A 25078-nucleotide genomic window follows, 5' to 3' on the forward strand; every position below is an offset into this window, starting at 1 on the left:
AAATTAATTTACAAAAATTAACCTTGTAAGGTTGTCTTTTTTATTTAAAACATCTCCAAACCACATCAATGATGTCTTAAAAACTGTCTAATCTTTTGCTTTTAAATAATAATTCAAATCATTTATTTTTTAACCAACCGCCTAAACTGCCGCAATATCCGATAGAGAAAATTGCCGTGGCACCTTAAAAAATCATGTTATAATACACGGTTATTTTTTAGTGATAAGACGTAAATCAACCCATGAAACAAATCAGAAATATCGCCATCATCGCACACGTCGACCACGGCAAAACCACGCTGGTAGACCAGCTTCTGCGCCAATCCGGCACCTTCCGCGCCAACCAGCAGGTTGACGAACGCGTGATGGACAGCAACGACATCGAAAAAGAACGCGGCATTACCATTCTTGCCAAAAATACCGCCATCGAATATGAAGGCTACCACATCAACATCGTCGATACACCCGGACACGCCGACTTCGGCGGCGAAGTGGAACGCGTATTGGGCATGGTCGATTGCGTGGTTTTGCTGGTGGACGCTCAAGAAGGCCCGATGCCGCAAACCCGTTTCGTTACCAAAAAAGCCTTGGCATTAGGCTTGCGCCCGATTGTGGTCATCAACAAAATCGACAAACCGAGCGCGCGCCCGAGCTGGGTGATTGACCAAACCTTCGAGCTGTTCGACAGCCTCGGCGCCACCGACGAGCAGTTGGATTTCCCCATCGTTTACGCTTCGGGCTTGAGCGGTTTTGCCAAGCTGGAAGAAGACGACGAAAGCCAAGACATGCGCCCGTTGTTCGACACCATCCTCAAACACACCCCGCCCCCCAGCGGCAGCGCAGATGAAACCCTGCAACTGCAAATTTCCCAACTCGACTACGACAACTACACCGGCCGCTTGGGCATCGGCCGCATCTTGAACGGCCGCATCAAACCCGGCCAAGTGGTTGCCGTAATGAACCACGAAAAACAAGTCGCACAAGGCCGCATCAACCAACTTTTAGGCTTCAAAGGCTTGGAACGCGTGCCGTTGGAAGAGGCGGAAGCCGGCGACATTGTGATTATTTCCGGTATTGAAGACATCGGCATCGGCGTCACCATCACCGACAAAGACAATCCTAAAGGTCTGCCCATGTTGAGCGTGGACGAGCCGACCTTAACCATGGACTTCATGGTCAACACCTCTCCGCTGGCCGGCACCGAAGGCAAATTCGTTACCTCGCGCCAAATCCGCGACCGTCTGCAAAAAGAATTGCTGACCAACGTCGCCCTGCGCGTGGAAGACACCGAAGATGCCGACATCTTCCGCGTATCCGGCCGCGGCGAACTGCACTTAACCATTCTGTTGGAAAACATGCGCCGCGAAGGCTACGAATTGGCCGTCGGCAAACCGCGCGTGGTTTACCGTGAAATCGACGGCCAAAAATGCGAGCCGTATGAAAACCTCACCGTTGACGTGCCCGACGACAACCAAGGCGCGGTAATGGAAGAGCTTGGCCGCCGCCGCGGTGAACTCACCAATATGGAAAGCGACGGCAACGGCCGCACCCGCTTGGAATACCATATCCCCGCCCGCGGCCTGATCGGTTTCCAAGGCGAGTTTATGACCTTAACCCGCGGTGTCGGCTTGATGAGCCACGTTTTCGATGATTACGCACCGGTGAAACCCGATATGCCCGGCCGCCACAACGGCGTGTTGATTTCCCAAGAGCAAGGCGAAGCGGTGGCTTACGCATTGTGGAACTTGGAAGACCGCGGCCGCATGTTCGTATCGCCCGGCGAAAAACTCTACGAAGGCATGATTATCGGCATCCACAGCCGCGACAACGATTTGGTGGTTAACCCCTTAAAAGGTAAAAAACTCACCAACGTGCGCGCCAGCGGCACCGACGAAGCCGTGCGCCTGACTACTCCGATCAAGCTGACTTTGGAAAGCGCAGTTGAGTTTATCGACGACGACGAACTGGTGGAAATCACACCGCAATCCATCCGCTTGCGCAAGCGTTACCTGCAAGAGCACGAGCGCCGCAAGCACTTCAAAAAATTAGACTGATTCATTGATGTCTAACCCAAAGAGGCCGTCTGAATTTTCAGACGGCCTCTTGACATACCCTTACCCTTGATAATTCACCTGATTCCCCCTATATTGTTGCAACACACTTTTTTCAGGAAAAGAAATGAAACATACCGTTATTCTGACCGTTTTATCCGCGCTTGCCCTGAGCGCTTGTAAAGACGACACCCAAGCCAAATTGGATGCGCAGCAAAAACAAATCGAAGCCTTGCAGCAGCAGTTGGCTCAACAAAATGCCAACCCGGCCGAACAAGACAATACCGTTTACCAACTGGCAGCCGATGCAGTTAAAGACACCATTCCTGCCGAATTCCAAAACGGCAACAACGGCGAGCCCGTTACCGGCACAGACGGCCAGCAATATATTTATGACGAATCTACCGGCAGCTGGCTGCTGCAAAGCCTGATCGGTGCTGCCGCAGGTGCCTTCATCGGCAGCGCTTTGGCCAACAAATTCCAAAAAGCCAACCCCAACAGCCCGGCAGTACAACGTGCGCAAGCGAATTACTACCAATCCGCCAAACCGCAACAACGTACCACCCAGCAACTGAACACCAAGTCCGTACCGGCACAGAAAGGGGCGGCGTCTCCGCAATACCGCCAAACCAATCAAGCACAGCCTAACCACAAACGACCGGTAAAACGCGGCGGTTTCGGCCGCAGAAGATAATGCTTAGCCGTCTGAAAACGCTGATTTTTCAGACGGCCTCACAATAACGGCGTATATCTTATTTATAAAATTATAAAAATTTATAAAATTATAAAAAGGTTGTGATTTATATCCATGCCGTCTGAAAATTCATTCACAAGGAAAACACCATGAGCAGCAAACACAGCAAACTGATTATTTTAGGTTCGGGCCCTGCCGGCTATACCGCCGCCGTTTATGCAGCCCGCGCCAATCTCAGCCCGACTCTGATTACCGGTATCCAACAAGGCGGCCAATTAATGACTACCACCGAAGTCGACAACTGGCCCGCCGATGCCGAAGGCGTGCAAGGCCCGGAATTGATGGCACGCTTTCAAGCACATGCCGAGCGTTTCGGTACGGAAATGATTTTTGACCAAATTCATACCGTAGACCTGCAAAACCGCCCGTTTACCTTAACCGGCGACATGGGCAGCTATACTTGCGACGCCCTCATCGTGGCAACCGGTGCTTCCGCCAAATACTTAGGTTTGCCCAGCGAAGAAAAATTCGCAGGCAAAGGCGTTTCCGCTTGCGCCACATGCGATGGCTTCTTCTACAAACAGCAAGACGTTGCCGTTATCGGCGGCGGCAATACCGCAGTTGAAGAAGCACTGTATCTGGCCAATATCGCCAACACCGTTACTCTTATCCACCGCCGCGACTCTTTCCGTGCCGAAAAAATCATGGTCGACAAACTGATGAAACGCGTGGAAGAAGGCAAAATCATCCTGAAACTGAACGCTAATCTGGACGAGGTCTTGGGCGACGACGGCGGCGTAACCGGCTTACGCCTGAAAAACAATGACGGTTCCACCGAAGAAATCGTAGTGAAAGGCGTATTCGTTGCCATCGGTCACAAACCGAATACCGATATCTTCAAAGGCCAGCTCGATATGGATGAAACCGGCTATCTGAAAACCAAAGGCGGTAGCGGCGACAATGTCGGCGCAACCAATATCGAAGGCGTTTGGGCTGCAGGCGACGTTAAAGACCACACCTACCGCCAAGCCATTACCAGTGCAGCTTCAGGCTGCCAAGCAGCTTTGGATGCGGAACGCTGGTTGGATAAACTGTAACCCTTGCTCCAAAGTTTAGGACAAAGCGGCAAACCAAACAGAAATACTGATGGTTTGCCTAAAAAAACACCGGTAGCTTTCCAGTTACCGGTCGGTGTTTTTACTGCTTCAAATACTATTCAAATCTACTACATTCTACCCAACTCACGCTGCAAAGCCTGAATATTCTGCTGCCTGTCCAATACGCTGCTTTGCAGCTGATGAATCAACTCGCGGTTAACCGTACCGTCTTTCGCCGCCCGTGCATTTTGCAAAGACTGCTCGGCACTCTTCAAGGCCTGACGCTCATTGGAAAGCTCTTGCTCCAAAATCACTTTGCGCCCGCCTGCATTTTTTACCGGCACCACAGGTGCCGCCTGCACTCCGGCAGGCTGGCTTGCTTTCGCTGCCGCTTGATTTGCCGTTTTGTTTTTAGGCTTTTCCGTCTTAGGCTGATGGCTTTCTTTTACGGCATAATCGTTACTGCTGCTGTAACTCCCGATAGACGGCAAATCGGCAGAACGGCAGTTGCCGCTCAATTTAGAGGTGTAAACCGTCCGGCCATTCACTGTGCACTCATAAATTTTCGAAGCATAAACAGATGTGCCTACCGATATTGAAAGCACGGCAGCGGCAATCCAATTTAGCGGATGTATTTTCATTTTTGATATTTTCCCCATTTACCAAAATCGGCAACAGCAGCATTATAAAGCAAATTCCATTTCAATATCTTGATAAACCTGCTCCAATTCTTCCTGCCATGCCAACCATTGCTCTTCCAGCGCGGCAAGCTTGGCTTTGGTTTGGGCAAGTTCGTTAAGTGTTTGTTGGAGTTTGGCTTTATTCTCTTCCAAATAAGCGTCTTCTTGTGACAAAAATGTTTCACATGCCGTCTGAATCCCGCTTAATTCGGCCATTTCCTTTTCAGCCTTGTCGATTTTTTGCTGCACGGGCTTGGTGCGTTTGGCTTTTTCCTGCCTGATTTGCGCTTCGAGGCGTTTGGTGTCTTTGCGGCTTTGGGTTTGTGCCGAAGCGGCGGGCGCTGCGGCGGCATTTTCCTGTGCCAAACGCCATTGGCGGTAATCGTTCAAATCGCCGTCGAAGTTTTTCAGACGGCCTTTGTCGATCTGCAGAAAGCTGTCGGTTGTGGCTTCGAGCAGGCTGCGGTCGTGCGACACTACGATCAATGCGCCCTGAAAACTCTGCAATGCCACGGTAAGTGCGTGGCGCATGTCCAAATCGAGGTGGTTGGTCGGTTCGTCGAGCAGCAGCAGATTGGGCTTTTGCCACACAATCATCGCCAATGCCAGCCGTGCTTTTTCGCCGCCGGAAAAAGGCTCGATTTTCTGCAAAGCCATATCGCCGACAAAGTTGAAGCCGCCGAGAAAATTGCGGATTTCCTGCTCGCGCACCTCGGGAGAAAGCTGCTGGATGTGCCAAACGGGGCTTTGGTCGTCGCGCAGGGTGTCAAGCTGGTGCTGGGCGAAATAGCCGATGTTGAGCTTTTCGGATTTCACTATCTGGCCGGACAATAAAGCCAATTCTCCGGCCAAGGCTTTGATGAAGGTGGATTTTCCGCTGCCGTTCACACCCAGCAATCCGTAGCGTGCACCGCTTTCCAGCGATAAAGTAATGTCGTGCAGCACTACCGTATCGCCGTAGCCCAAATCGGCTTTATCCATTTTTAACAAAGGGTTGGGCAAATGTGCAGGCGTTTCGAATTCAAATGAAAATTCGCTGTCGAGATGCGCGGGGGCGATGCGCTCCAGTTTGGCCAACGCTTTCATGCGGCTTTGCGCTTGGGTGGCTTTGGTGGCTTTGGCTTTGAAGCGGTCGATAAACGATTGCAAATGCTTGATCTGCGTTTGCTGTTTTACATATGCGGCCTGCTGTTGCGCCAAACGCTGGGCGCGTTCGGTTTGGTAAAAATCGTAGTTGCCGCCGTATTGGGTGAGCTTCTGATTCGATAATTCAACGGTTTGCGTGGTGGTGGCATTCAGAAAATCGCGGTCGTGCGAAATGATGATTTGGGTGCACGGCAGACTTGCGAGGTGGTTTTCCAACCACAGCACGGTTTCCAAATCCAAGTGGTTGGTCGGTTCGTCGAGCAGCAGCAAATCGGCACGGCACATCAGGGCTTGAGCCAAATTCAAACGCATACGCCAGCCGCCTGAAAAGGCTTTCACGGGCTTGCTGTGTTCTTCCTGAGCAAAACCCAATCCGCTCAACAGTTTGGCGGCACGGGCGGGCGCGGTGTAGGCATCGATTTCTTCGAGCTTGGCATGCCATTCGGCGATTTTGATGCCGTCGTTTTGTACTTCGGCTTCTGCTAAGGCCGTCTGAAATTGCTGCAACTCGGCATCGCCCTGCAAAACGTAGTCCAAAGCCGAAGTATCCAATGCGGGCGTTTCCTGCGCCACCGCCGCCATTTTCCAATGCTTGGGAATCTGCACATCGCCCGTATCCTGTGTGATTTCGCCTTTAATCAGGGCAAACAGGCTCGATTTGCCGGTGCCGTTTTTGCCGATTAAGCCGACGCGTTGGTTGGGATTGATAGTAAGGTTGGCTTGGTTGAGCAACACTTTCAGGCCGCGCTGGAGGGTGAGGTTTTTGAGTTCGATCATGGGAAAACGGGGCGTAAGGTAAAAAACAGGCATTTTAACCGATTTGGCGGCGCAAGCGGGACAAGCCGCTTTTCACACCCGGACAGCATACTTTTTCAGCCAAAATTATTAGCATTTAAATCTAAAAATAACAAAAATCAACCAATAAAATATTTAAAATGGCATTTATTTATCGATTTTTTGCAGAAAAGGTTTTCTCATCTCCATTGTTTTGTTAAGGTGTTTTCACTCCAATCCATTTTCGGCATTGTGCTGTCAACCGAATAGAAAGGAAGTTATGACCACAAAACAAAATCCACTCACTCATCAAGGGAAAATCAACCCGGCTGTTTTTTACAGCTCTTCAGCCATCATTTTTTCCATCATACTGTTTGCCGTTATTGCTCCCCAAACTGCAGACTCAACCTTCAAAGCCATTCAGACGGCCATCATTTCCAACGCCAGTTGGTATTACGTTTTAACCGTTGCCGTGATTTTGTTGGCATCTGTTTACTTGGGCCTGTCGCGCTACGGCACCATTAAGCTCGGCCCCGATCACGCCCGCCCCGATTACAGCAACCGTTCTTGGTTTGCCATGCTTTTTTCCGCAGGCATGGGTATCGGCTTGATGTTTTTCGGTATTGCCGAGCCGGTCATGCATTTCTTGTCTCCGCCCGTCGGCGACAGCAACACGGTCGAAGCCGCCCGACAAGCCATGCGGCTGACTTTTTTCCATTGGGGCCTGCACGCATGGGCGATTTACGCGATTGTGGCGCTGATTTTGGCGTTTTTTGCCTACCGCCACAATCTGCCGCTAACGCTGCGCTCTGCGCTCTACCCTTTAATCGGCAATAAAATTTACGGCCCGATCGGCCATACGGTAGATGTTTTTGCCGTAGTCGGCACTTTATTTGGCGTTGCCACTTCATTGGGCTACGGTGTGTTGCAGGTTAACGCCGGTTTGAACCACCTTTTTCCGGCTGTTCCGGTCGGCACTTCTACACAAATCATCTTGATTATCGCCATCACCGCTTTAGCAACGGTTTCGGTAGCCACAGGCTTGGATAAAGGCGTTAAGTTTCTCTCCGAATTGAATTTGGGCTTGGCGGTGGTCTTGCTGCTGTTTGTATTGCTCGGCGGTTCTACCGTGTTTCTGCTGCAGGCGTTGGTACAGAACATCGGCCACTACACATCCAATATCGTCAGCATGACGTTCAATCTTTTTGCCTACCAAAAAACCGACTGGATCGGCGGTTGGACTATTCTTTATTGGGGCTGGTGGCTGAGTTGGGCGCCTTTTGTCGGCCTGTTTATCGCCCGCGTTTCGCGCGGACGCACCATCCGTGAATTTGTTATCGGCGTATTGTTGGTACCGACAGGCTTCACCTTTATGTGGATGACCTTTTTCGGCAATTCCGCCATCGATATGATTCTGAACCAAAATATCGCATCGCTCGGAACAGTGGTATCGCAAGACGTTTCTCTGGCTTTGTTTGCCTTTTTGGAACACCTGCCTTTCTCCACCCTCTTTACCTATATTGCCCTGTTGATGGTGGTGGTATTTTTCGTTACATCCGCCGACTCCGGTGCATTGGTCATGGATATGTTGTGTGCTTACGGCGAAGGCAGCAAAGGCGTGGCTTACCGCATCTATTGGTCGGTCGGTGCCGGTGTAGTGGCCATCGTGCTGTTGTTGGCCGGCGGACTCGGTGCGCTGCAAACCATGGCGATTGCCAGCGCGCTGCCTTTTGTAACCGTTTTGATGATTGCCATGTACGGCTTGTTTAAAGCCCTGAATATCGACATTCAAAAACAGATGGTGCAGCAAGTGTCTCCGCCCACCGTTGCGCCGATGCTGCGCTCCAAAGGTGCTTGGCGCGAACGTCTTAAAGTGATTATGGATTTTCCGGATAAAAAAACCGTTCATCACTTTGTTGATACTACCGTATCGGAAGCCTGCCACGAAGTCGGCCAAGAACTGCGGCAGCTGGGTGTGAGCATTCAAATCCGACAACCTGCTTCGGGAGAAATCGTGTTGGTTGCCGACCACGAAGCGGAAATCAACTTTACCTACCAAGTGATCGCCACACCGCATGTCCAGCCTGCATTCGTACAGTCCGACCATGCAGAACAAGCCGTGAGCGACGAGCAGCAGTATTACCGCGCCGAAGTGCATTTGGGCGAAGGCGGTCAAGATTACGATATTATGGGTTGGAGCAAAGAAGGCGTAATCAACGACATCATCGACCAATACCACAAACATATGCACTTCCTGCACAGTTTGCGCTAAGTCATTCTAAAGGTATTGAACAAGGCCGTCTGAAAAATTCAGACGGCCTTTTCTTCTTTTATAACAAAATCATCTTTAATTAAAACCAACCATTCTTTCCTTTTTTCAGACGGCCTCTATACAGTTACACACAACCCATTCTCCACAGTACCCGTCATGTTATTACTGAAAACCCCCAGCGTGTTACCCGGTTTCAAAATCAGCCTCGGCCTCACCGTATTGTGCCTGTCGCTTTTGGTGGTGCTACCGTTTGCCATGATGGCCGTTAAGGCGGGCGAAATCGGTTGGACGGCTTTTTGGCAAACCATTTCCGAGCCGAACGTGCTGGCGGCGGTGTGGCTCACGTTGCGGATGTCGTTTTACGCCATGCTCACCAATATCGTGTTCGGCACTTTGGTGGCGTGGGTGCTGGTGCGCTATGAGTTTCCCGGCAAAAGCATCGCCAATGCGCTGGTGGACTTGCCGTTTGCGCTGCCGACGGCGGTAACCGGCATTGCGCTGGCCACGCTGTATGCGCCCAACGGCTGGCTGGGGCGGTGGTTTGAACCGCTGGGCATCAAAATCGCGTTCACACCCATCGGCATTTGGATTGCGCTGGTGGTGGTGAGCCTGCCGTTTATCGTGCGGGCGGTGCAGCCGGTGTTGGAAGAATTGTCGGGCGAATACGAAGAAGCGGCGGCCACTTTGGGCGCAAACCGCTTTACTACGTTCCGCCGCGTGCTGCTGCCTGAAATCGCTCCCGCCCTGATTACCGGTGCGGGCATGATGTTCGCACGGGCAACGGGCGAATACGGCTCGGTGATTTTTATCGCGGGCAATATCCCGATGGTTTCCGAAATTCTGCCGCTGGTGATTACCGGCAAGCTGGAGCAGTTCGACGTGCAGGGCGCATCGGCCGTGGCTTTGTTTATGCTGATGATTTCGTTTGTGATTCTGTTTTTGCTGAACATCGGCCAATGGGCTTTGAGCAAACGGGCGGGCGCGAAAGTTTGAGGATTGAGGCCGTCTGAAAAGTTTTAGCGAAACTCGCACCGCTCGCTTTCAGACGGCCTCTAAAAGTAAACCGATAAAAAAGACCAAACCTAAAAAACCATGAAAACCAATCCACCCAATCCCAACCTTACCGAACCGCGCTGGCTGCGGCTGACGCTGATTGCCGTTGCGCTGACGTTTCTGCTGCTGATGCTGGTAGTGCCGCTGGCCGCCGTGTTCTACGAAGCCTTGAAAGGCGGCTGGACTCTGTATCTGCAATCCATTACCGACCCCGAAGCATGGTCTGCCATCAAGCTCACGCTGATTACCGCTGCGGTGGTGGTGCCGGTGAATGCCGTGCTGGGCGTGGCGATGGCTTGGCTGCTCACCCGCTTCGACTTCCGCGGCAAGCAGTTGCTCACCACCCTGCTCGATTTGCCGTTTTCCGTGTCGCCCGTGGTGGCCGGTTTGATGTTTGTGCTGCTATTCGGCGCGCACACCGCCTTCGGCGGCTGGCTCGAAGCGCAAAGCATTCAGATTATTTTCGCCATTCCCGGCATTATCCTTGCCACGCTGTTCGTTACCTTTCCGTTTGTCGCCCGCGAACTGATTCCGCTGATGCAGGCACAGGGCGACAGCGAAGAACAGGCCGCCCTCATTCTCGGCGCAAGCGGCCGGCAGATGTTTTGGCGCGTAACCCTGCCCAACATCAAATGGGCGCTGCTCTACGGCATCATCCTCACCAACGCCCGCGCGATGGGCGAATTCGGCGCGGTGAGTGTGGTTTCGGGGCATATCCGCGGCGAAACCAACACCATTCCGCTGCTGGTGGAAATTTTCTACAACGAATACAACTTCACCGGCGCATTCGCCCTCTCCGGCGTGCTGGCCCTGCTCGCACTGGCCACCCTCGCCCTGCAAAACATCATTACCCGCATTCAAGAACGCAAACTCGCCGCTGCCGAAAGGAACGTCGCATGAGCATCACCATTCAAAAACTCAACAAACACTTCGGCTCATTCCGCGCCCTCAAAAACATCAACAACACCCAAAGCGCGTAAGTCAGCGCCTGCCATACCTTGCCCTGCATGACCGCGTTGACGGCAAAACCGCCGAACACGGGGTAAATCAGAAACAGCAGGTTTTCCAAAGCCACGATGCTGAACGTGAGCAGCAGCTTTTTGCGGTGTGCGGTGCCGATATTTTTTAAAGTATTCCACATGGTTAAACTTCATTTCCCATCATCGGTGCAGTCATACCGTTTATAAAAAATTCAACTGCGTTGCCGTTATAGTGTATTTGCCGCATCTGCGGCATCCCGCCAAGAGGTTTCACTTTTCAAACGGCCATCGATCCGCTTATCTGCATGGTTTTGTTATGGAATGCATAGAGCGTATTGCGGTGGCCGATACTGACGATGATGCTGTCGGGCAGCTTTTGGCGGATAAGCATGTAAAGTGCTGCTTCGGTGCTTTCGTCTAGTGCGGAGGTGGCTTCGTCAAGCAAAATCAATTTGGGCCGTGCCAGCAGAATACGGGCGAAAGCGATACGTTGCAGCTCTCCCGGAGAAAGGCGGTGCTGCCAGTCGTCGGCTTTGTCTAAACATCCGGCGAGATAATGCAAGCGGCAGTCTGCCAATACCAGCCGCAGTTCTTCGGGCGAAGGGTTGAGATCAGGATAACATATGGCTTCGTAAAGCGTGCCTTGCGGCACATAAGGGCGCTGCGGTACAAACAGGGTTTCGTGATGGGGCAGCCTTCTTACCGTACCGCTGCTGCCGAATGGCCACAGTCCGGCCAAAACACGCATCAATGTAGTCTTGCCACAGCCGCTCGGGCCTTGAATCAGCAAAGCGTCTCCGCATTCCGCTTTTAAAGCGACATGATTGAGCAATACCGTGCCATCGGTGCGGTAAACGGCAACATTCTCCAATTCAAGCCTGTCTGAAACAACGTCAATGCCGTTTGAGCCGTAGTCGGCGTTTTGCAAGTTGGAAAGAAAACCGCTTAAACGCTCCAAGCGGGCGCGGTAGGCGGTGAAAGATTCATAAAAATTACGGAAAAACGACAAGGCGCGTTGCAGGCGGTTGAATGCCTGCACGGTTTGATGCATATCGCCGATTTTGATTTGCCCTGCAAAAAAGCGCGGGGCTTGCAGCATCAAAGGCAGCAATTGGACGCTTTGGGTCAAGAGGTCGTTGAATCCGCCCAAGACTACGCTTTGCCGGGTGATTTTCCAGCGGTTGCGGATGACGGCGCGGAAACGGTCGCCCAGTTGCTGTTGTTCTTTCCATTCGCCCCGGTAAAAGGCAATGCTTTCGGCGTGATCCCGGATGCGGATAAGAGAATAACGGTAGTCGCCGTTGAGCTTTTCATTGTCGTAATGGTAACGGATGAGCGGCTTACCTATCCACATCGCTGCGGCAGTGGAAAGCAGCACAAAAATAAACACGAAAAACACAATGCCGCGCGGAATGTTCAGGCCGAATAAGGATAAAACGCCGGACAACCCCCATAGCACGACGGTAAATTCAATGGCCGACAAAACGGAATTAAGCATCCCGCGTATAAATTCGATGGTATTGGCGATAAATTCCTGCGCATCTTGCTGGATGCGTTGGTCTATATTATCCGGTTCATGGCGCAGCATATGCAGCCGGTAATAATTCTTATCGGCAAACCAGCGTGAAACCAGCACGCCGTTCAGTTTTTCAGACCATTTAATTGCAAGAGACTGGTCTAAAAAGTCGTTAACAATGCCGTTGAGCGTGCGCATAATCACCACGCCGGCATTGATTAAAGCGAAAAACCAGAAAGCCGCTGCTTTTTTGTCTTGCAATGCGCTGTATAAGCCGTTGTAAAAAAATGTGTTCAAAACATTCAGGCGGATTTCGGTCAGCAGCAGCATTACCATAGCCGCCAGCAACAGCAGAATTTTCAGACGGCCTGCTTTATCCAAGCACGGTGAAAGGATTTGCCGGAACTGTCTGCCGAAACGGGTTTTGCCGATAATATAAACTATTGCAACAAGAGAAACAGATACGCCTATAAAAGTCTGTAGAAACCAGAGCGGCGTGGCATTTAATTCGATTTGCCATTTTTCCATAATGAGCAGTAATTAGGATGCCTGTCTGAAAAAATTCAGACAGGCATAGGGTAAATAAAATGAACAATAATGATATTGCCGCCTAAGACGGGCAAACCCAAATAGAGGGATACCTTCTTTAAAAACCAGATGCAAAGGCGGCGGCAAGGTATCAGAAGCTTAATTTGGCGCCCAAAGTTACCGTGCGCGGCTCACCGATAGACAAATGTTCCATGGTGGCGGTAGTGTGCGACACAAAGTATTGCTTGTTGCCCAGATTTTTACCGGTCAGACGCACATTCAACGGTTTGCCGCCGACTTTTGTGTCATAAGAAACAAACGCGCTGTATGTGGTTGCCGAAGGCAGTTTGAACCATTGGGCTTGGTTGTTCCGCACATAATTAAAGCCCCATGTGCCGCGGTAGTCCAAACCCGCCCCTGCGCGCCAGTTGCCGCCCGCCGCCCGGCCGAAGTCGTAAAACAGCGTCAGGCCGGCGGTGTGTTTGGGAATGCTGTCGAATTGCGTGCCTTCGTTGAGCGGTTCGTTTTTATCTTCAATCACTTTTGTGTCTGTGAAAGTGTAATTGGCAGAAATACCCAATTTGTCGGTAATTTTGCCGTTGACATCCACTTCCATACCCTGCGAGCGGTTTTTTTCGATAACGCGCGTTTCCACTTCACCGTTGTCCAAAGTTACGGGGCGTGCAACATTGCTTTTTTTGATATGGAATAAAGCCAGATTCGCGCTAAGGTTTTCCCCGTTGTATTTGCTGCCGACCTCAAACTGGCGGCTTTTTTCCAGCGGGATTTTTTTGCCGCCGTAATCAATGTTGCGCGAAGCATTGGGTTTGGCCGATGTGCCGAAATTGCCGTAAACCGACCATCTCGGGTTAATCAGGTAAACCGCGCCGATTTGCGGCAGAAGGTCGAAACCGCTGCTGCGGTTGCGGAAGCGTGCCGGACGGCCTTGCCCGGATTCTATTTTGTGCCACTGTCCGCGCACGCCGCCGGAAACAATCCAACGCTCGCCGATATAGGTGGAATCTTGCAACAGCAAAGCGGCGGTTTTGTAATGCTCGAGCGTATCGCTGGTACGCGCGTCTGCCGTCGGATTGGTCGATTCAATCCAGTTTTGCCCGTAAACAGGATTGTCCACGCTCATGGTATGGCGGGCGGAACTGCGGCGCAAATCGCCCAATTTCAGTTTGTAGTCCTGCAATTGCACAGATGCCCGCAATTTATGCGTAATGTTTTCGCCTTGGTCTATCAGACCGTTGGCAGAGAGGTTGAGGCTGTGCGTGCTTACATCGGAAGGTCTGGTGCCGTCGATGCGGCGGCTCACTTCCCGCTTGGCGGCGTTATAGCTCATCACGCGTGCCTGCCAATCGTTGTAATGATTTTTGCTGAACCCGTACTCTGCCTGCAACCGCCAATCGGCATTCAGCTTGTGTTCGCCGCTTAATTGGAAAGTGTGCGAATAACCTTTGGTCACGTTAATCGGGTCGTCCAAACGACGTTTTAAAGGGATGTCCAACGCCTTGCCATAATTGGGATTATTTGCGGCCGTGCCACTAACGTCTAAAAAAGTACCCCGGTCGAACACGCCTTCGTAATTCTGATATTCGTAGCCCGCCGAAACCTTAGTTTTATCGTTTTTCCAAGAAAGAGAAGGAGCTATAACGTATTCGGTATTGCTGCCGAAATTCCGCCAATAATTCTTGGTTTGGTAGTCGGCAACAAAGCGGTAGGCAATGCCGCTGTTGCCGATAGGCCCGGTGGTATCGACACCGATATTCCTTGCCGCACGGCTGCCGTATCCCGCATTGACGGTCGTGCTGCTTTTCACGTGGTCAGGCTTTTTGGTTACCACATTAATCACGCCGCCGGGATTCTGCATTCCGTAGAGCATTGACGCCGGGCCTTTCAATACTTCCACTCTTTCTACATTGGCCGTGAAATTGCGCGCCATCGAGCTGGCCAAACCGTTGCGCATAATCGAGCCGTCGCGGTTGCTTCCGTAACCTCTGCGCATAACCGTATCCAAGGTGCCCGCTAAATTGTTGCCTTGCGTAAGGCCGCTGATGCCTTTTACCGACTCTTCCAAAGTTTGCGGCTGTTTATCCTGCAACTGCTCTTGAGTGACCACATCAATGCTGTAAGGCGTGTCAAGAATGGATGTGTTGACACCGGTAATGTTGCTGCGTTCGGCTTTATAACCTTTTTCCATGGTAATGCGTTTACCGCGCACGGTTACCGTATCTATTTCAACCTCTTGCAGCGGCGGGGATTGCTGTGCCGAATCCGACAACGGAGGCTCATTTTCCGCCCATGCCGACGCTCCGGCTCCCATTGCCGTTACGGTTAGAACCACTGAAGTGAAGCATGTTTTCATCTCAAAATATCCTGTTACCTGTAAAAATAATATCGGTTCAAAATTTTTATTATATTAATACATTTAAAAATTATTATCATTTATATTTATAAATATTTTTATGCTTCTTATGTAATGGTTCTCAGCATGAAAATACCCAACTGAAAACAGCTTTCAGACGGCCACGCCTGCGCAGCATCGGTGCGCACATAGCCGTTGCCCGTCATACCGCCTTTGAGCAGGTGGTTGTAGCGGGACGCGGTTGCCGGCGCGAGTTTCAGTTTGACTTTAAACACCGGCTTTTCACGCCCGTTGTCGGTTTCCACCGATTTTTGGGTAAGCCGGGCTTCGGTGGTGATAAAGCTGATTTTGTCGGGGAAAACAGCCTCCACGCTGTCGAGCACAATCTGCGCCCCACCATCCACTTTCAGACGGCCTTTTCTTCTTTTATAACAAAATCATCTTTGATTAAAACCAACCATTCTTTCCCTTTTTCAGACGGCCTCGATACAGTTGCATACAACGAATTGACAAAGCCGCCGCCGAAAGGAACGCCGCATGAGCATTACCATTCAAAAACTCAACAAACACTTCGGCCCATTTCACGCCCTCAACAACATCAACCTCAACGTGCCCACCGGCAAACTCGTGTCGCTGCTCGGCCCGTCCGGCTGCGGCAAAACCACCCTGCTGCGCATCATCGCCGGTTTGGAAAACGCCGACAGCGGCAGCATTCTGTTCGACGGCCAAGACGTTACCCGCAAACATGTGCGCGAGCGCAAAGTCGGCTTCGTATTCCAACACTACGCCCTGTTCCGCCACATGAACGTGTTCGACAACATCGCCTTCGGCCTTACCGTGCTGCCCAAATCCGAACGCCCGAGCAAAGAGCGCATCCGCGCCAAAGTGGAAGAATTATTACAACTCGTGCAACTTTCGCACTTGGCCAAAGCCTATCCGCACCAGCTTTCAGGCGGCCAACGCCAACGCATCGCCCTCGCCCGCGCATTAGCCGTCGAACCCAAACTGCTGCTGCTCGACGAACCCTTCGGCGCGCTCGATGCCAAAGTGCGCAAAGAGCTGCGTAAATGGCTGCGCGACATCCATCACGAACTCGGCGTAACCAGCATCCTCGTTACCCACGACCAAGAAGAAGCCCTTGAAGTATCAGACGAAATCGTCGTGATGAACCACGGCCGAATCGAGCAGACCGGCACCGCAGAAAGCCTCTACCGCCAGCCCGAAAACGCCTTCGTCACCGAATTTCTCGGCGAAACCGACGCCTTCGAAGGCCGCATCGAAAAAGGCGCATGGCACTACAACGGTTTCAGACGGCCTCTCGACCTTTCCGGCACATGGCAGGAACAAACCGCCACCGCCTACGTGCGCCCGCACGAATGGACGGTTGCCGACGGCAACGAAACGCCGATGCTCAACGGCCGCATCCACACCATCCGCTCCGCCGGCGCACTCACCCATCTGACCGTAGCGGAAAACAGCCGCGACATACACATCACCTTTGCCGACAGCGACGCCGTCCGCCTCGGGCTGGCGGTCGGGCAGAATATCGCGCTGGTGCCGAAGCAGATTTATGTGTTCTCTCAAAACGAGTTGATTGACTACACCATCTAAGCACCCATACTGTTTATCACTTCAAGCCAAGCAAACTCCCATTGCATTCCGTTTTTCAGACGGCCTGTTTAAGAAAGGCCGTCTGAAAAATAACGGTTCCAAACGGCTTTGCATACTTAATTCCGCCTAAACCACCCTGTTGATTTACGCGTCCATTTTTTCAGACGACCTCCTAACCTTGCCGTTCAAACGCCCCGGATTTTCCTTTAATAAAAAATACTTGCTTAAAAAATCGTGAATCGTTATATTCACAAAACATCTGTTTTGTAAACAAATGTGCTGTTTTTGTTATGCTTCGGTAAGTTAGCAGCTAAAACCGGGCACTTTTATGAGAAACAATGACCAATCCATATACGGCTGTCACGGCGTACTGCAATCGCACACGCATCTCCGCCTTACCGCGCGGCAACGGTTGTATCGGTTAACCACAGAGGATGAAAGGAAAATAATTATGCAGAAACCCTTATTCAAGCTTACCGCGCTGGCTTCAGTCGTTTTAGGCCTGGCCGCCTGCGGTGGCGAAAGCAAACAAGCAACATCTGCAAGCAGCGGAGACGCCGCCAACCCGTCAACTTTCGTGTACTGCTCCGAAGGCAGCCCCAGCGGCTTCGACCCCGGCCAATACACCGACGGTGCCACATTCGACGCTTCAGCCCACACCCTGTATAACGGCTTGGTACAGTTCACCATCGGCACAACCGACGTAGAGCCTGCGCTGGCCGAGAGCTGGGAAGTATCCGAAGACGGCAAAGTCTACACTTTCAAACTGCGTCAAGGCGTCAAATTCCATACGACCGACTTCTTCACGCCGACCCGCGATTTCAATGCAGACGACGTTGTCTTTACCCTGCAACGCATGCTGAACAAAGACCATCCGTACAACAAAGCCTATCCGGCCGAATACCACTACGCCAGCGACATGGGCATGACCGAAGACGTAGGTTCGGTTGAAAAAGTGGACGATTACACCGTTAAAATCACGCTGAAAAACGTCAGCGCACCGTTTGTTCAAAACTTGGCAATGCCGTTTGCCTACATTCTGTCTGCCGAATATGCAGACAAATTGGCGGCTGCCAACAAACATGCCGACATCAACACCCAACCTGTCGGCACCGGCCCGTTTGTGCTGAAGTCTTACCAAAAAGACCAGCAAATCCGCTATGTTAAAAACCCGGATTACTGGAACAAAGACAATGTGAAAATCGACAATCTGATTTTCGCCATTACTAAAGACTCCGGCGTACGCGCACAAAAAGTCGAAGCCGGCGAATGCAGCCTGTCGCGCTACAACAAAGTAGCCGAAGTAGAAGCCGCGAAAAAATCCGACAAAGTTACCGTTCAATCCCGTGAAGGCTACAACACCGGCTACTTGAGCTTAAACAGCCGCGAAGGCCGCATCGGTTCGGACGTACGCGTACGCGAGGCTTTGGACTTGGCCATTGACAAAGATGCCATCATCAAAGCAGTGTTTGCCGGTGCGGGCACCCGCGCAACCGGTCTGCTGCCGCCAAGCCAATGGGGGATGGACACCAACCTGAAACCTTCTTCTTACGATCCCGAACGCGCCAAAGCATTGTTGAAAGAAGCCGGTAAAGAAAACGCCACCATCGAATTGTGGTATATGCCTGTTCAACGCCCGTACAACCCGAACGCCAAGCTGATGGCCGAGATGATTCAGGCCGACTGGGCTAAAGTAGGCTTGAATGCCAAACTGGTTACTTATGAATGGGGCGAGTACCTGACCCGCGGTAAAAAAGGCGAGGCGGATTCCATGCTGATCGGCTGGACCGGCGACAACGGCGACCCCGACAACTGGTTCGGCAACCTGTTGAGCTGCTCTGCGGTAGGCGGTTCCAACTACGGCGGCTTCTGCGATAAAGACTTCGAGAAAGTCATCATGGATGCCCGAGGCACTACCGATAAAGACAAACGTACCGAGCTTTACCTGCAGGCCCAACAAATGTTGACCGAGAAAAAACCGGCCGTTTACCTGGCGCACTCTGTAACCGACGCCCTGTTGGCTAAGAATGTAAAAGGTTATGTACTTGAACCTCTGGGCAGCACCCGCTTCGAAGGCGTAAGCGTAGAATAATACGCCGCATACACACCGTTTTGTCCGAGCCGTCGGGCAAAGCGGTGTTTCAACAAATAAACCGGACCGGCTGCGTTGTTACGAAACAGGCCGTGCAAATTTCACCGCCCGATAGGTTTAACGCATCGATATTCCGGTTTACCGGCTGTCGTATTTTTTCAGACGGCCTCTGTCTTTGATTTGAGTAAGAGGCCGTCTGAAAAAATCACCGTATCGCAAACAGACTTTCTTTTGATAAACGGCGGCAAACCGCAAGCCCGCCGATACCGGCAAACCGCTTCTCCGGCCTCGCCGACGGCTTACCTGATTGCCCTTTTTCCGGCTGCCGTAAAGCCGTGCCGCAGCAGAAACAAAGTTTATTTGCCATAACAACAACCTACATCAAACCATACCAGAGTAAGGCTTATGTTTTCTTATATTTTGCGTCGGGTATTGCTGATGATTCCGATCTATATCGGATTGACCATCACCACATTTACCCTGATCCGCTTAGTGCCGGGCGATCCGGTTTTAGTTATGATGGGTGAACGGAGTGTCGATCCGGCAGTACGCGAAGCCATGCTGCACCGTCTCGGGCTGGACAAACCCATCGTCGTCCAATATTGGGATTACCTCACCAAAATTCTCAGCGGCGATTTCGGCGAAACATTCCGCACCCGCACACCCGTATTACAGGATTTCTTCCACCATTTCATTCCCACGCTCGAATTGGCTGTTTGCGCCATCATCATTGCCACCGTTGTCGGCGTGATTTTGGGCATTGTCGCCGCCCTGAAACGCGGAACCTGGCTCGACTATCTGCTGATGAGCGGCGCCCTGGCCGGCTATTCCATGCCGATCTATCTGCTCGGACCGATTCTGACCGGCATTTTCTCCCATTATTTCGGCTTGTTGCCGGTATCGGGCGTGATCAACGTCATCAAATTCATCGACATCCAACCGTGGCACGGTTCTTGGCTGCTCGGCGCATTATTCTCGGGCAACGGCGCAGCTTTATGGGACGTCATCAAACATTTCATGCTGCCTTCCATCGCGCTTTCCACCATTCCTTTGGCCATGATTGCCCGGATGACCCGTTCGGCCATGCTTGAAGTGTTGGGCGAAGATTATGTGCGCACTGCCAAAGCCAAAGGCCTGTCTCCGACCCGTATTATTTTCGTACACGTTTTACGCAATACCATGATTACCGTAGTCACGGTTGTCGGCCTGCAAATGGCCACTTTAATGGCCGGTGCGATTCTGACCGAAACCATTTTCAGCTGGCCGGGCGTCGGCACATGGCTGTTGGACGGCTTCTTCAGCCGCGACTATCCGATTGTTCAAAACGGTATTCTGTTGGTAGCGACCATGTTGATGTTTATCAGCCTGCTGGTTGATATTACTTACGGCCTGATCAATCCGCGTATCCGCCACACCTGATTATTGAAAAGAAGGATTCACGATGTCCTCACAAACCACTTCTCCCTTATCGGCACAAATCTCGCCACCGTCCGAATGGCAGCAGTTTGTGTCTGCATTCTTAAAAAACAAAGGGGCAACCGTCGGCCTGATTGTATTGTTGTTAATGGTTGTTTCTTCCGCACTCGCGCCATGGATTGCTCCATATGATCCGAATATCCTGCATTCCGGCAAAGAGCAGCTTCCGCCGATGTTTTTCGGCGGCACTTCCGAATTTATTTTCGGTACGGACGATGCCGGCCGCGATACTTTATCCCGTATTCTGCACGGCAGCCGCTATTCGCTTTTAATCGGACTGGCCGCCACCGTTACCGCCATGATCGCAGGCGTTACCTTGGGCATGATGGCCGCTTTCTGGCCGAAAACACTGGGTAAATTCATTATGCTGATTAACGATATTCTGATGTCGTATCCCGGCTTGCTGCTGGCCATCATCATTGCCGCCATTCTCGGCCCCTCGATGACCAATACCGTTTTGGCGATTTCGCTGGTGTGTATGCCGCCGTTTATCCGCATTACCCGGGCAACGGCTCTGGTTGAACTGCAAAAAGATTACGTTACCGCCGCCCGCGTGATGGGGGCAGGCCTGCCGCGCTTGATGCTGATTACCGTATTGCCCAACTGCATGGGGCCGTTGATTGTTCAAGCCACCATGATTTTCTCTACCGCCATTTTAGAAGCCGGCGCCATCGGTTTCTTAGGCTTGGGCGTACAGCCGCCTTCCGCCGAATGGGGGGCGATGTTGGGTAACGCACGCCAATATATCCAAAGCAACGTATGGATGGCCGTTTTCCCGGGCATGGCTATTTTTATTGCCGCCTTGTCGATCAACCTAACGGGCGACGGCCTGCGTGACGCGCTCGATCCGAAACTGAAACAGGTGTCGTAATGGAAAACAAACAAGCTTTATTAACTATCGAAAACCTGCAGGTTACTTTCGGTCAGGGTGCGCGTGCTTTCCGGGCAGTCGACTCCGTCAGCTTGGAAGTGTCTTCCGGCGAAGTATTGGCCGTTGTCGGCGAATCCGGCTCGGGAAAATCCGTATCTATGATGGCTCTGATGGGATTACTGCCGAACACGGCTTCCATCAAAGCAGACAAAATGCTGTTTAACGGTCAGGACATGCTCAAACTCTCTGCCAAAGAGAAACGCAAAATCATCGGCAAAGACATTTCGATGATTTTCCAAGATGCCATGACCAGCCTTAATCCCAGTTTCACCATCGAAATGCAGATTACAGAAGTGCTGAAAGCCCACTTGGGATTAAAAGGCGCGGCAGCCAAAGCACGAGCGGTAGAACTGTTGGAGCTGGTAGAGATTCCCGACGCCAAAGGCCGTCTGAAAAGCTATCCGCACCAATTGTCCGGCGGCATGAGCCAGCGTGTCATGATTGCCATGGCACTGGCTTGCGAACCGAAACTGCTGATTGCCGACGAACCGACAACCGCACTCGACGTAACCGTTCAGGCACAAATCATGGATCTGCTGCACCGCCTGCAACAAGAGCGCGAAATGGCGATGATTCTGATCACCCACGATTTAGGCTTGGTTGCACAACACGCCAAACACGTCTCCGTGATGTATGCCGGCCAAGTCGTCGAGCAAAGCAGCGTTCCCTACGTCTTCGAAGAGCCTGCCCACCCCTATACCGAAGCCCTGCTGCAGGCCATTCCCGAATTTTCACGCGGCCGAACCCGCTTGAAATCCTTGCCGGGCGTCGTTCCCAGCCAATACGACCGCCCTGCCGGCTGCCTGTTGTCGCCACGCTGCCCCTACACACGCAAAGCCTGCCACACACCGCCTCCCGTGTTGGACAGCCCCCACGGTAAAGTACGCTGCATTTCCGGCAGCCTGACCGAACTTCAAGCAAAAGGAGCCGCCCGATGAGCGAATCCAAAATCGTTTTAGAAGCCCGCAACCTCACACGCCACTACCCCGTAAGCAGCGGTTGGGGCAAAGACAAAAAAGTCGTCAAAGCCCTAAACGGCGTATCTTTCCGGCTTCAAGCCGGCAAAACGCTGGCCATTGTAGGCGAATCCGGCTCGGGCAAATCCACCTTAGCGCGCCAACTCACCCTGATTGAAGAACCCACATCAGGCACACTGGCCATCAACGGCACCGAAACCGCCAAACTGTCTTCACGCCGTCTGAAAGAAATGCGCACCGAGATTCAAATGGTCTTCCAAAACCCCTACGCCAGCCTGAATCCCCGACAAACCATTGCCTTCCAGCTGATGGAACCATTAGCCATCCACACCAAACTGAGCAAAAAAGAACGCTACGACCGTGCTATGGAAATGATGAAAACCGTCGGCCTGCGTCCCGAGCATTCCTCACGCTATCCGCATATGTTTTCAGGCGGCCAGCGCCAACGTATCGCCCTCGCACGCGCCATGATGCTCAACCCCAAAATCGTGGTGGCTGACGAACCGACTTCCGCACTCGACGTATCCATTCAGGCACAAGTGCTCAACCTGTTTATGGATTTGCAGGAGCAATACCATACCGCCTACGTCTTCATCTCCCACAACCTGTCCGTAGTAGAACACGTGGCGGACGACATTATCGTGATGTATCTCGGCCGGGTGGTCGAACACGGCAACAGCCAAACCATTTTTGACAAACCCCTGCACCCCTACACCCAAGCCCTACTCTCCGCCGCCCCCAGCCTGCACGAACAGAAAGTACAGCTCAAACTTTCAGGCGAATTGCCCAGCCCGCTGAATCCCCCAAGCGGCTGCGCCCTACACCAACGCTGCCCGCATGCACAGGCACGTTGCGCCCAAGAAGTACCGGAGCTGAGAGAATGGCAAGGCCGGCAGGTTGCCTGTCTGCGCATCGAAGAAATCGCCGCTTAACAACCCGTTAGGATCAGGCCGTCTGAAAAAATAAAGGCTTCCGGACAACACAAAACCGTATTCGATTGAGAATACGGTTTTTTCTTTCATTGAAACGCCATGCCCTAAAATTTTCAGACGGCCTTAATTTTCAGACGGCCTGACTCCAAACCGCTTGATATCCACACTCCTCAACGGCTTTCCTCAACGGCGCAATCACTTTACACATCCTCACACAAAATCTTAAATCTGCCCGCCAACCTAAGTATCTGGATTCAGACGGCCTTTCGGTACAAGGCTGTCTGAATATGAATGACGCATCATTGCGCAGAAATATTCCAATTAACAGAATCTTTACAACTACGCGCGATTACAATTATACTGATTCACGCAATTTTATTAATCCATCGCGGCTTTTCTGCGGCCTGTTACAACAAAAACAAAAGGCCGGTCGGGATCGCCGTGCCGTTTTTTTACAAAGGACTGATTCATGAGTACAAACAGCCCTCGTCCCGACAACGTCGAGCTGCTGAGTGCGCAGGCGCCGATTACCGACTTCAAAGGCCTGATTACCACCATCATCGCGGCGGTTATCTGCTTCGGTATCTACCATATCCTGCCCTACGAAGCCAATGCCAACAAAGGTATTGCCGTTCTGCTGTTCGTTGCCATCCTCTGGTTTACGGAAGCGGTACACATTACCGTTACCGCATTGATGGTGCCGATTTTGGCGGCCGTGCTCGGCTTCCCCGACATGAACATCAAAAAAGCATTGGCAGGTTTCTCCGATCCCATCATCTATATTTTCTTCGGCGGCTTTGCTTTGGCCACTGCCCTGCATATGCAGCGTCTCGACCGCAAAATCGCCGTATGGCTGCTGTCGCTGTCGCGAGGCAATATGAAAGTGGCGATCTTGCTGATGTTTGCCGCCACTTCGTTCCTGTCTATGTGGATCAGCAACACCGCAACCGCCGCCATGATGCTGCCGCTGGCTATGGGTATGATGAGCCATCTGGATAAAGAAAAAGAGCGTAAAACTTTCGTATTCGTTTTGCTCGGTATCGCCTACTGTGCCAGTATCGGCGGTTTGGGCACCATTGTCGGCTCGCCGCCCAACGCCATTGCCGCCAAAGCTTTGGATTTGGACTTTACCGGCTGGATGAAAATGGGTCTGCCGATGATGCTGCTGATTTTGCCGCTGATGCTGTTTGCCCTCTACGTTATCCTGCGTCCTAATCTGAACGAGCGTGTAACCGTTCAATCAGAAGACATTCCTTGGACGCTGCACCGCGTGATTGCCATGTTGATTTTCATTGCGGCGGCCGGTTCTTGGGTATTCAGTTCGAAAATCAAAGAAGCTTTCGGCATTGCCAGCCCGGACAGCGTGATTGCCCTGATTGCCGCCGTTGCCGTGGTCGTGTTCGGCGTGGCACGCTGGAGGGAAGTGGCACGCAATACCGACTGGGGTGTGTTGATGCTGTTCGGTGGCGGTATTTCGTTGAGCAACTTGTTGCAGGCATCCGGTGCTTCTTTGGCACTGGGCGAACAAATGGCCACTACTTTCGTTTTGGCTCATCCGCTGGTTGTGATTTTGGCGGTTGCCACCTTCATTATCTTCCTGACCGAGTTCACCAGCAATACCGCTTCTGCGGCTCTGTTGGTACCGATTTTTGCCAGCATTGCCACCCAAATGGGCTTGCCGAAAGAAGTGCTGGTGTTCGTGATCGGTATCGGTGCGTCGTGTGCGTTTATGCTGCCGGTTGCCACGCCGCCGAACGCCATCGTATTCGGTACCGGTTTGATTAAGCAGAAAGAAATGATGCGTGTCGGCATTCTGCTGAACATTTTGTGCATCGTACTGGTCGGCTTCTGGGCTTATGTGTTCTACGCCTAAACCTGATTCAATCTGTAAACAGCC

Annotated in this window: 18 protein-coding genes and 1 pseudogene; 13 read left to right on the forward strand and 6 right to left on the reverse strand. The window is 52.0% G+C overall.

All coding sequences use genetic code 11. The features are described 5' to 3' along the window. Positions 1–242: 242 nt before the first annotated feature. From typA to trxB, 3 genes are all read left to right on the forward strand, one after another. Complete coding sequence (typA, locus tag EL309_RS01535) at positions 243–2054, forward strand: translational GTPase TypA (RefSeq protein ID WP_004284284.1); 1812 nt, start codon at positions 243–245, stop codon at positions 2052–2054. Between the two features lie 124 nt (positions 2055–2178). Continuing rightward, the gene (locus EL309_RS01540) at positions 2179–2745 is read left to right on the forward strand and encodes a hypothetical protein (protein WP_004284283.1); all 567 of its coding nucleotides are present in this window, start codon (positions 2179–2181) and stop codon (positions 2743–2745) included. 149 nt (positions 2746–2894) lie between these two features. Next, positions 2895–3842 (forward strand): thioredoxin-disulfide reductase, encoded by a 948-nt coding sequence (gene trxB / locus EL309_RS01545; RefSeq protein ID WP_004284282.1) that lies wholly within the window; start codon positions 2895–2897, stop codon positions 3840–3842. 128 nt (positions 3843–3970) lie between these two features. On the opposite strand, the gene EL309_RS01550 is transcribed toward trxB, so the two are convergent. Together EL309_RS01550 and EL309_RS01555 are read right to left on the reverse strand one after the other, a co-directional pair. Then, positions 3971–4483, reverse strand: a complete 513-nt coding sequence (locus EL309_RS01550; protein ID WP_232014426.1) for a hypothetical protein — start codon at positions 4481–4483, stop codon at positions 3971–3973. 42 nt (positions 4484–4525) lie between these two features. After that, on the reverse strand, positions 4526–6445 hold the full coding sequence (locus EL309_RS01555; RefSeq protein WP_004284278.1) for an ATP-binding cassette domain-containing protein: 1920 nt from the start codon (positions 6443–6445) through the stop codon (positions 4526–4528). A gap of 277 nt (positions 6446–6722) precedes the next feature. Between EL309_RS01555 and betT the strand changes: the two genes are divergently transcribed. The 3 genes from betT to cysW all read left to right on the forward strand — a co-directional run bounded on the left by betT (position 6723) and on the right by cysW (position 10667). Then, positions 6723–8714, forward strand: coding sequence for a choline BCCT transporter BetT (betT, locus tag EL309_RS01560; protein ID WP_004284277.1), 1992 nt, complete (start codon positions 6723–6725; stop codon positions 8712–8714). 156 nt (positions 8715–8870) lie between these two features. Then, on the forward strand, positions 8871–9707 hold the full coding sequence (gene cysT / locus EL309_RS01565) for a sulfate ABC transporter permease subunit CysT (RefSeq protein ID WP_004284276.1): 837 nt from the start codon (positions 8871–8873) through the stop codon (positions 9705–9707). 99 nt (positions 9708–9806) lie between these two features. Next, positions 9807–10667, forward strand: a complete 861-nt coding sequence (gene cysW, locus EL309_RS01570) for a sulfate ABC transporter permease subunit CysW (protein ID WP_004284275.1) — start codon at positions 9807–9809, stop codon at positions 10665–10667. 49 nt (positions 10668–10716) lie between these two features. Here the strand turns inward: cysW and EL309_RS01575 are convergent. The 4 genes and pseudogenes from EL309_RS01575 to EL309_RS01590 form a co-directional block, all read right to left on the reverse strand. Continuing rightward, positions 10717–10908 (reverse strand): annotated as a pseudogene (locus EL309_RS01575) (ABC transporter six-transmembrane domain-containing protein); the annotation flags it as partial. 116 nt (positions 10909–11024) lie between these two features. Beyond that, on the reverse strand, positions 11025–12791 hold the full coding sequence (locus tag EL309_RS01580) for an ABC transporter ATP-binding protein/permease (protein ID WP_004284273.1): 1767 nt from the start codon (positions 12789–12791) through the stop codon (positions 11025–11027). 151 nt (positions 12792–12942) lie between these two features. Beyond that, positions 12943–15162 (reverse strand): TonB-dependent siderophore receptor, encoded by a 2220-nt coding sequence (locus EL309_RS01585; protein ID WP_040669875.1) that lies wholly within the window; start codon positions 15160–15162, stop codon positions 12943–12945. A gap of 107 nt (positions 15163–15269) precedes the next feature. Continuing rightward, positions 15270–15566, reverse strand: a complete 297-nt coding sequence (locus EL309_RS01590) for a hypothetical protein (protein ID WP_004284270.1) — start codon at positions 15564–15566, stop codon at positions 15270–15272. A 133-nt stretch (positions 15567–15699) separates the two neighbouring features. On the opposite strand from EL309_RS01590, the gene EL309_RS01595 reads away from it, so the two are divergent. From EL309_RS01595 to EL309_RS01630, 7 genes are all read left to right on the forward strand, one after another. Beyond that, positions 15700–16773 (forward strand): sulfate/molybdate ABC transporter ATP-binding protein, encoded by a 1074-nt coding sequence (locus EL309_RS01595; protein ID WP_004286118.1) that lies wholly within the window; start codon positions 15700–15702, stop codon positions 16771–16773. Positions 16774–17224: 451 nt separating this feature from the next. Continuing rightward, complete coding sequence (locus EL309_RS01600) at positions 17225–18865, forward strand: ABC transporter substrate-binding protein (protein WP_004284264.1); 1641 nt, start codon at positions 17225–17227, stop codon at positions 18863–18865. A 405-nt stretch (positions 18866–19270) separates the two neighbouring features. Next, on the forward strand, positions 19271–20284 hold the full coding sequence (locus tag EL309_RS01610; RefSeq protein WP_004284261.1) for an ABC transporter permease: 1014 nt from the start codon (positions 19271–19273) through the stop codon (positions 20282–20284). Positions 20285–20306: 22 nt separating this feature from the next. Continuing rightward, complete coding sequence (locus EL309_RS01615; protein ID WP_004284259.1) at positions 20307–21212, forward strand: ABC transporter permease; 906 nt, start codon at positions 20307–20309, stop codon at positions 21210–21212. Then, on the forward strand, positions 21212–22210 hold the full coding sequence (locus EL309_RS01620) for an ABC transporter ATP-binding protein (protein WP_004284258.1): 999 nt from the start codon (positions 21212–21214) through the stop codon (positions 22208–22210). Before EL309_RS01615 ends, EL309_RS01620 begins: the two co-directional genes overlap by 1 nt. Further along, positions 22207–23181 carry a peptide ABC transporter ATP-binding protein gene (locus EL309_RS01625; RefSeq protein WP_040669871.1) on the forward strand — a complete coding sequence of 325 codons (975 nt, stop codon included), beginning with the start codon at positions 22207–22209 and terminating at the stop codon, positions 23179–23181. The genes EL309_RS01620 and EL309_RS01625 overlap by 4 nt, the downstream gene beginning before the upstream one ends. Before the next feature lie 469 nt (positions 23182–23650). Continuing rightward, positions 23651–25054 carry an SLC13 family permease gene (locus EL309_RS01630; RefSeq protein WP_004284254.1) on the forward strand — a complete coding sequence of 468 codons (1404 nt, stop codon included), beginning with the start codon at positions 23651–23653 and terminating at the stop codon, positions 25052–25054. Positions 25055–25078: the final 24 nt, after the last annotated feature.

The organism is Neisseria weaveri (genome assembly GCF_900638685.1).
GTDB classification, from domain to species: Bacteria; Pseudomonadota; Gammaproteobacteria; order Burkholderiales; family Neisseriaceae; genus Neisseria; species Neisseria weaveri.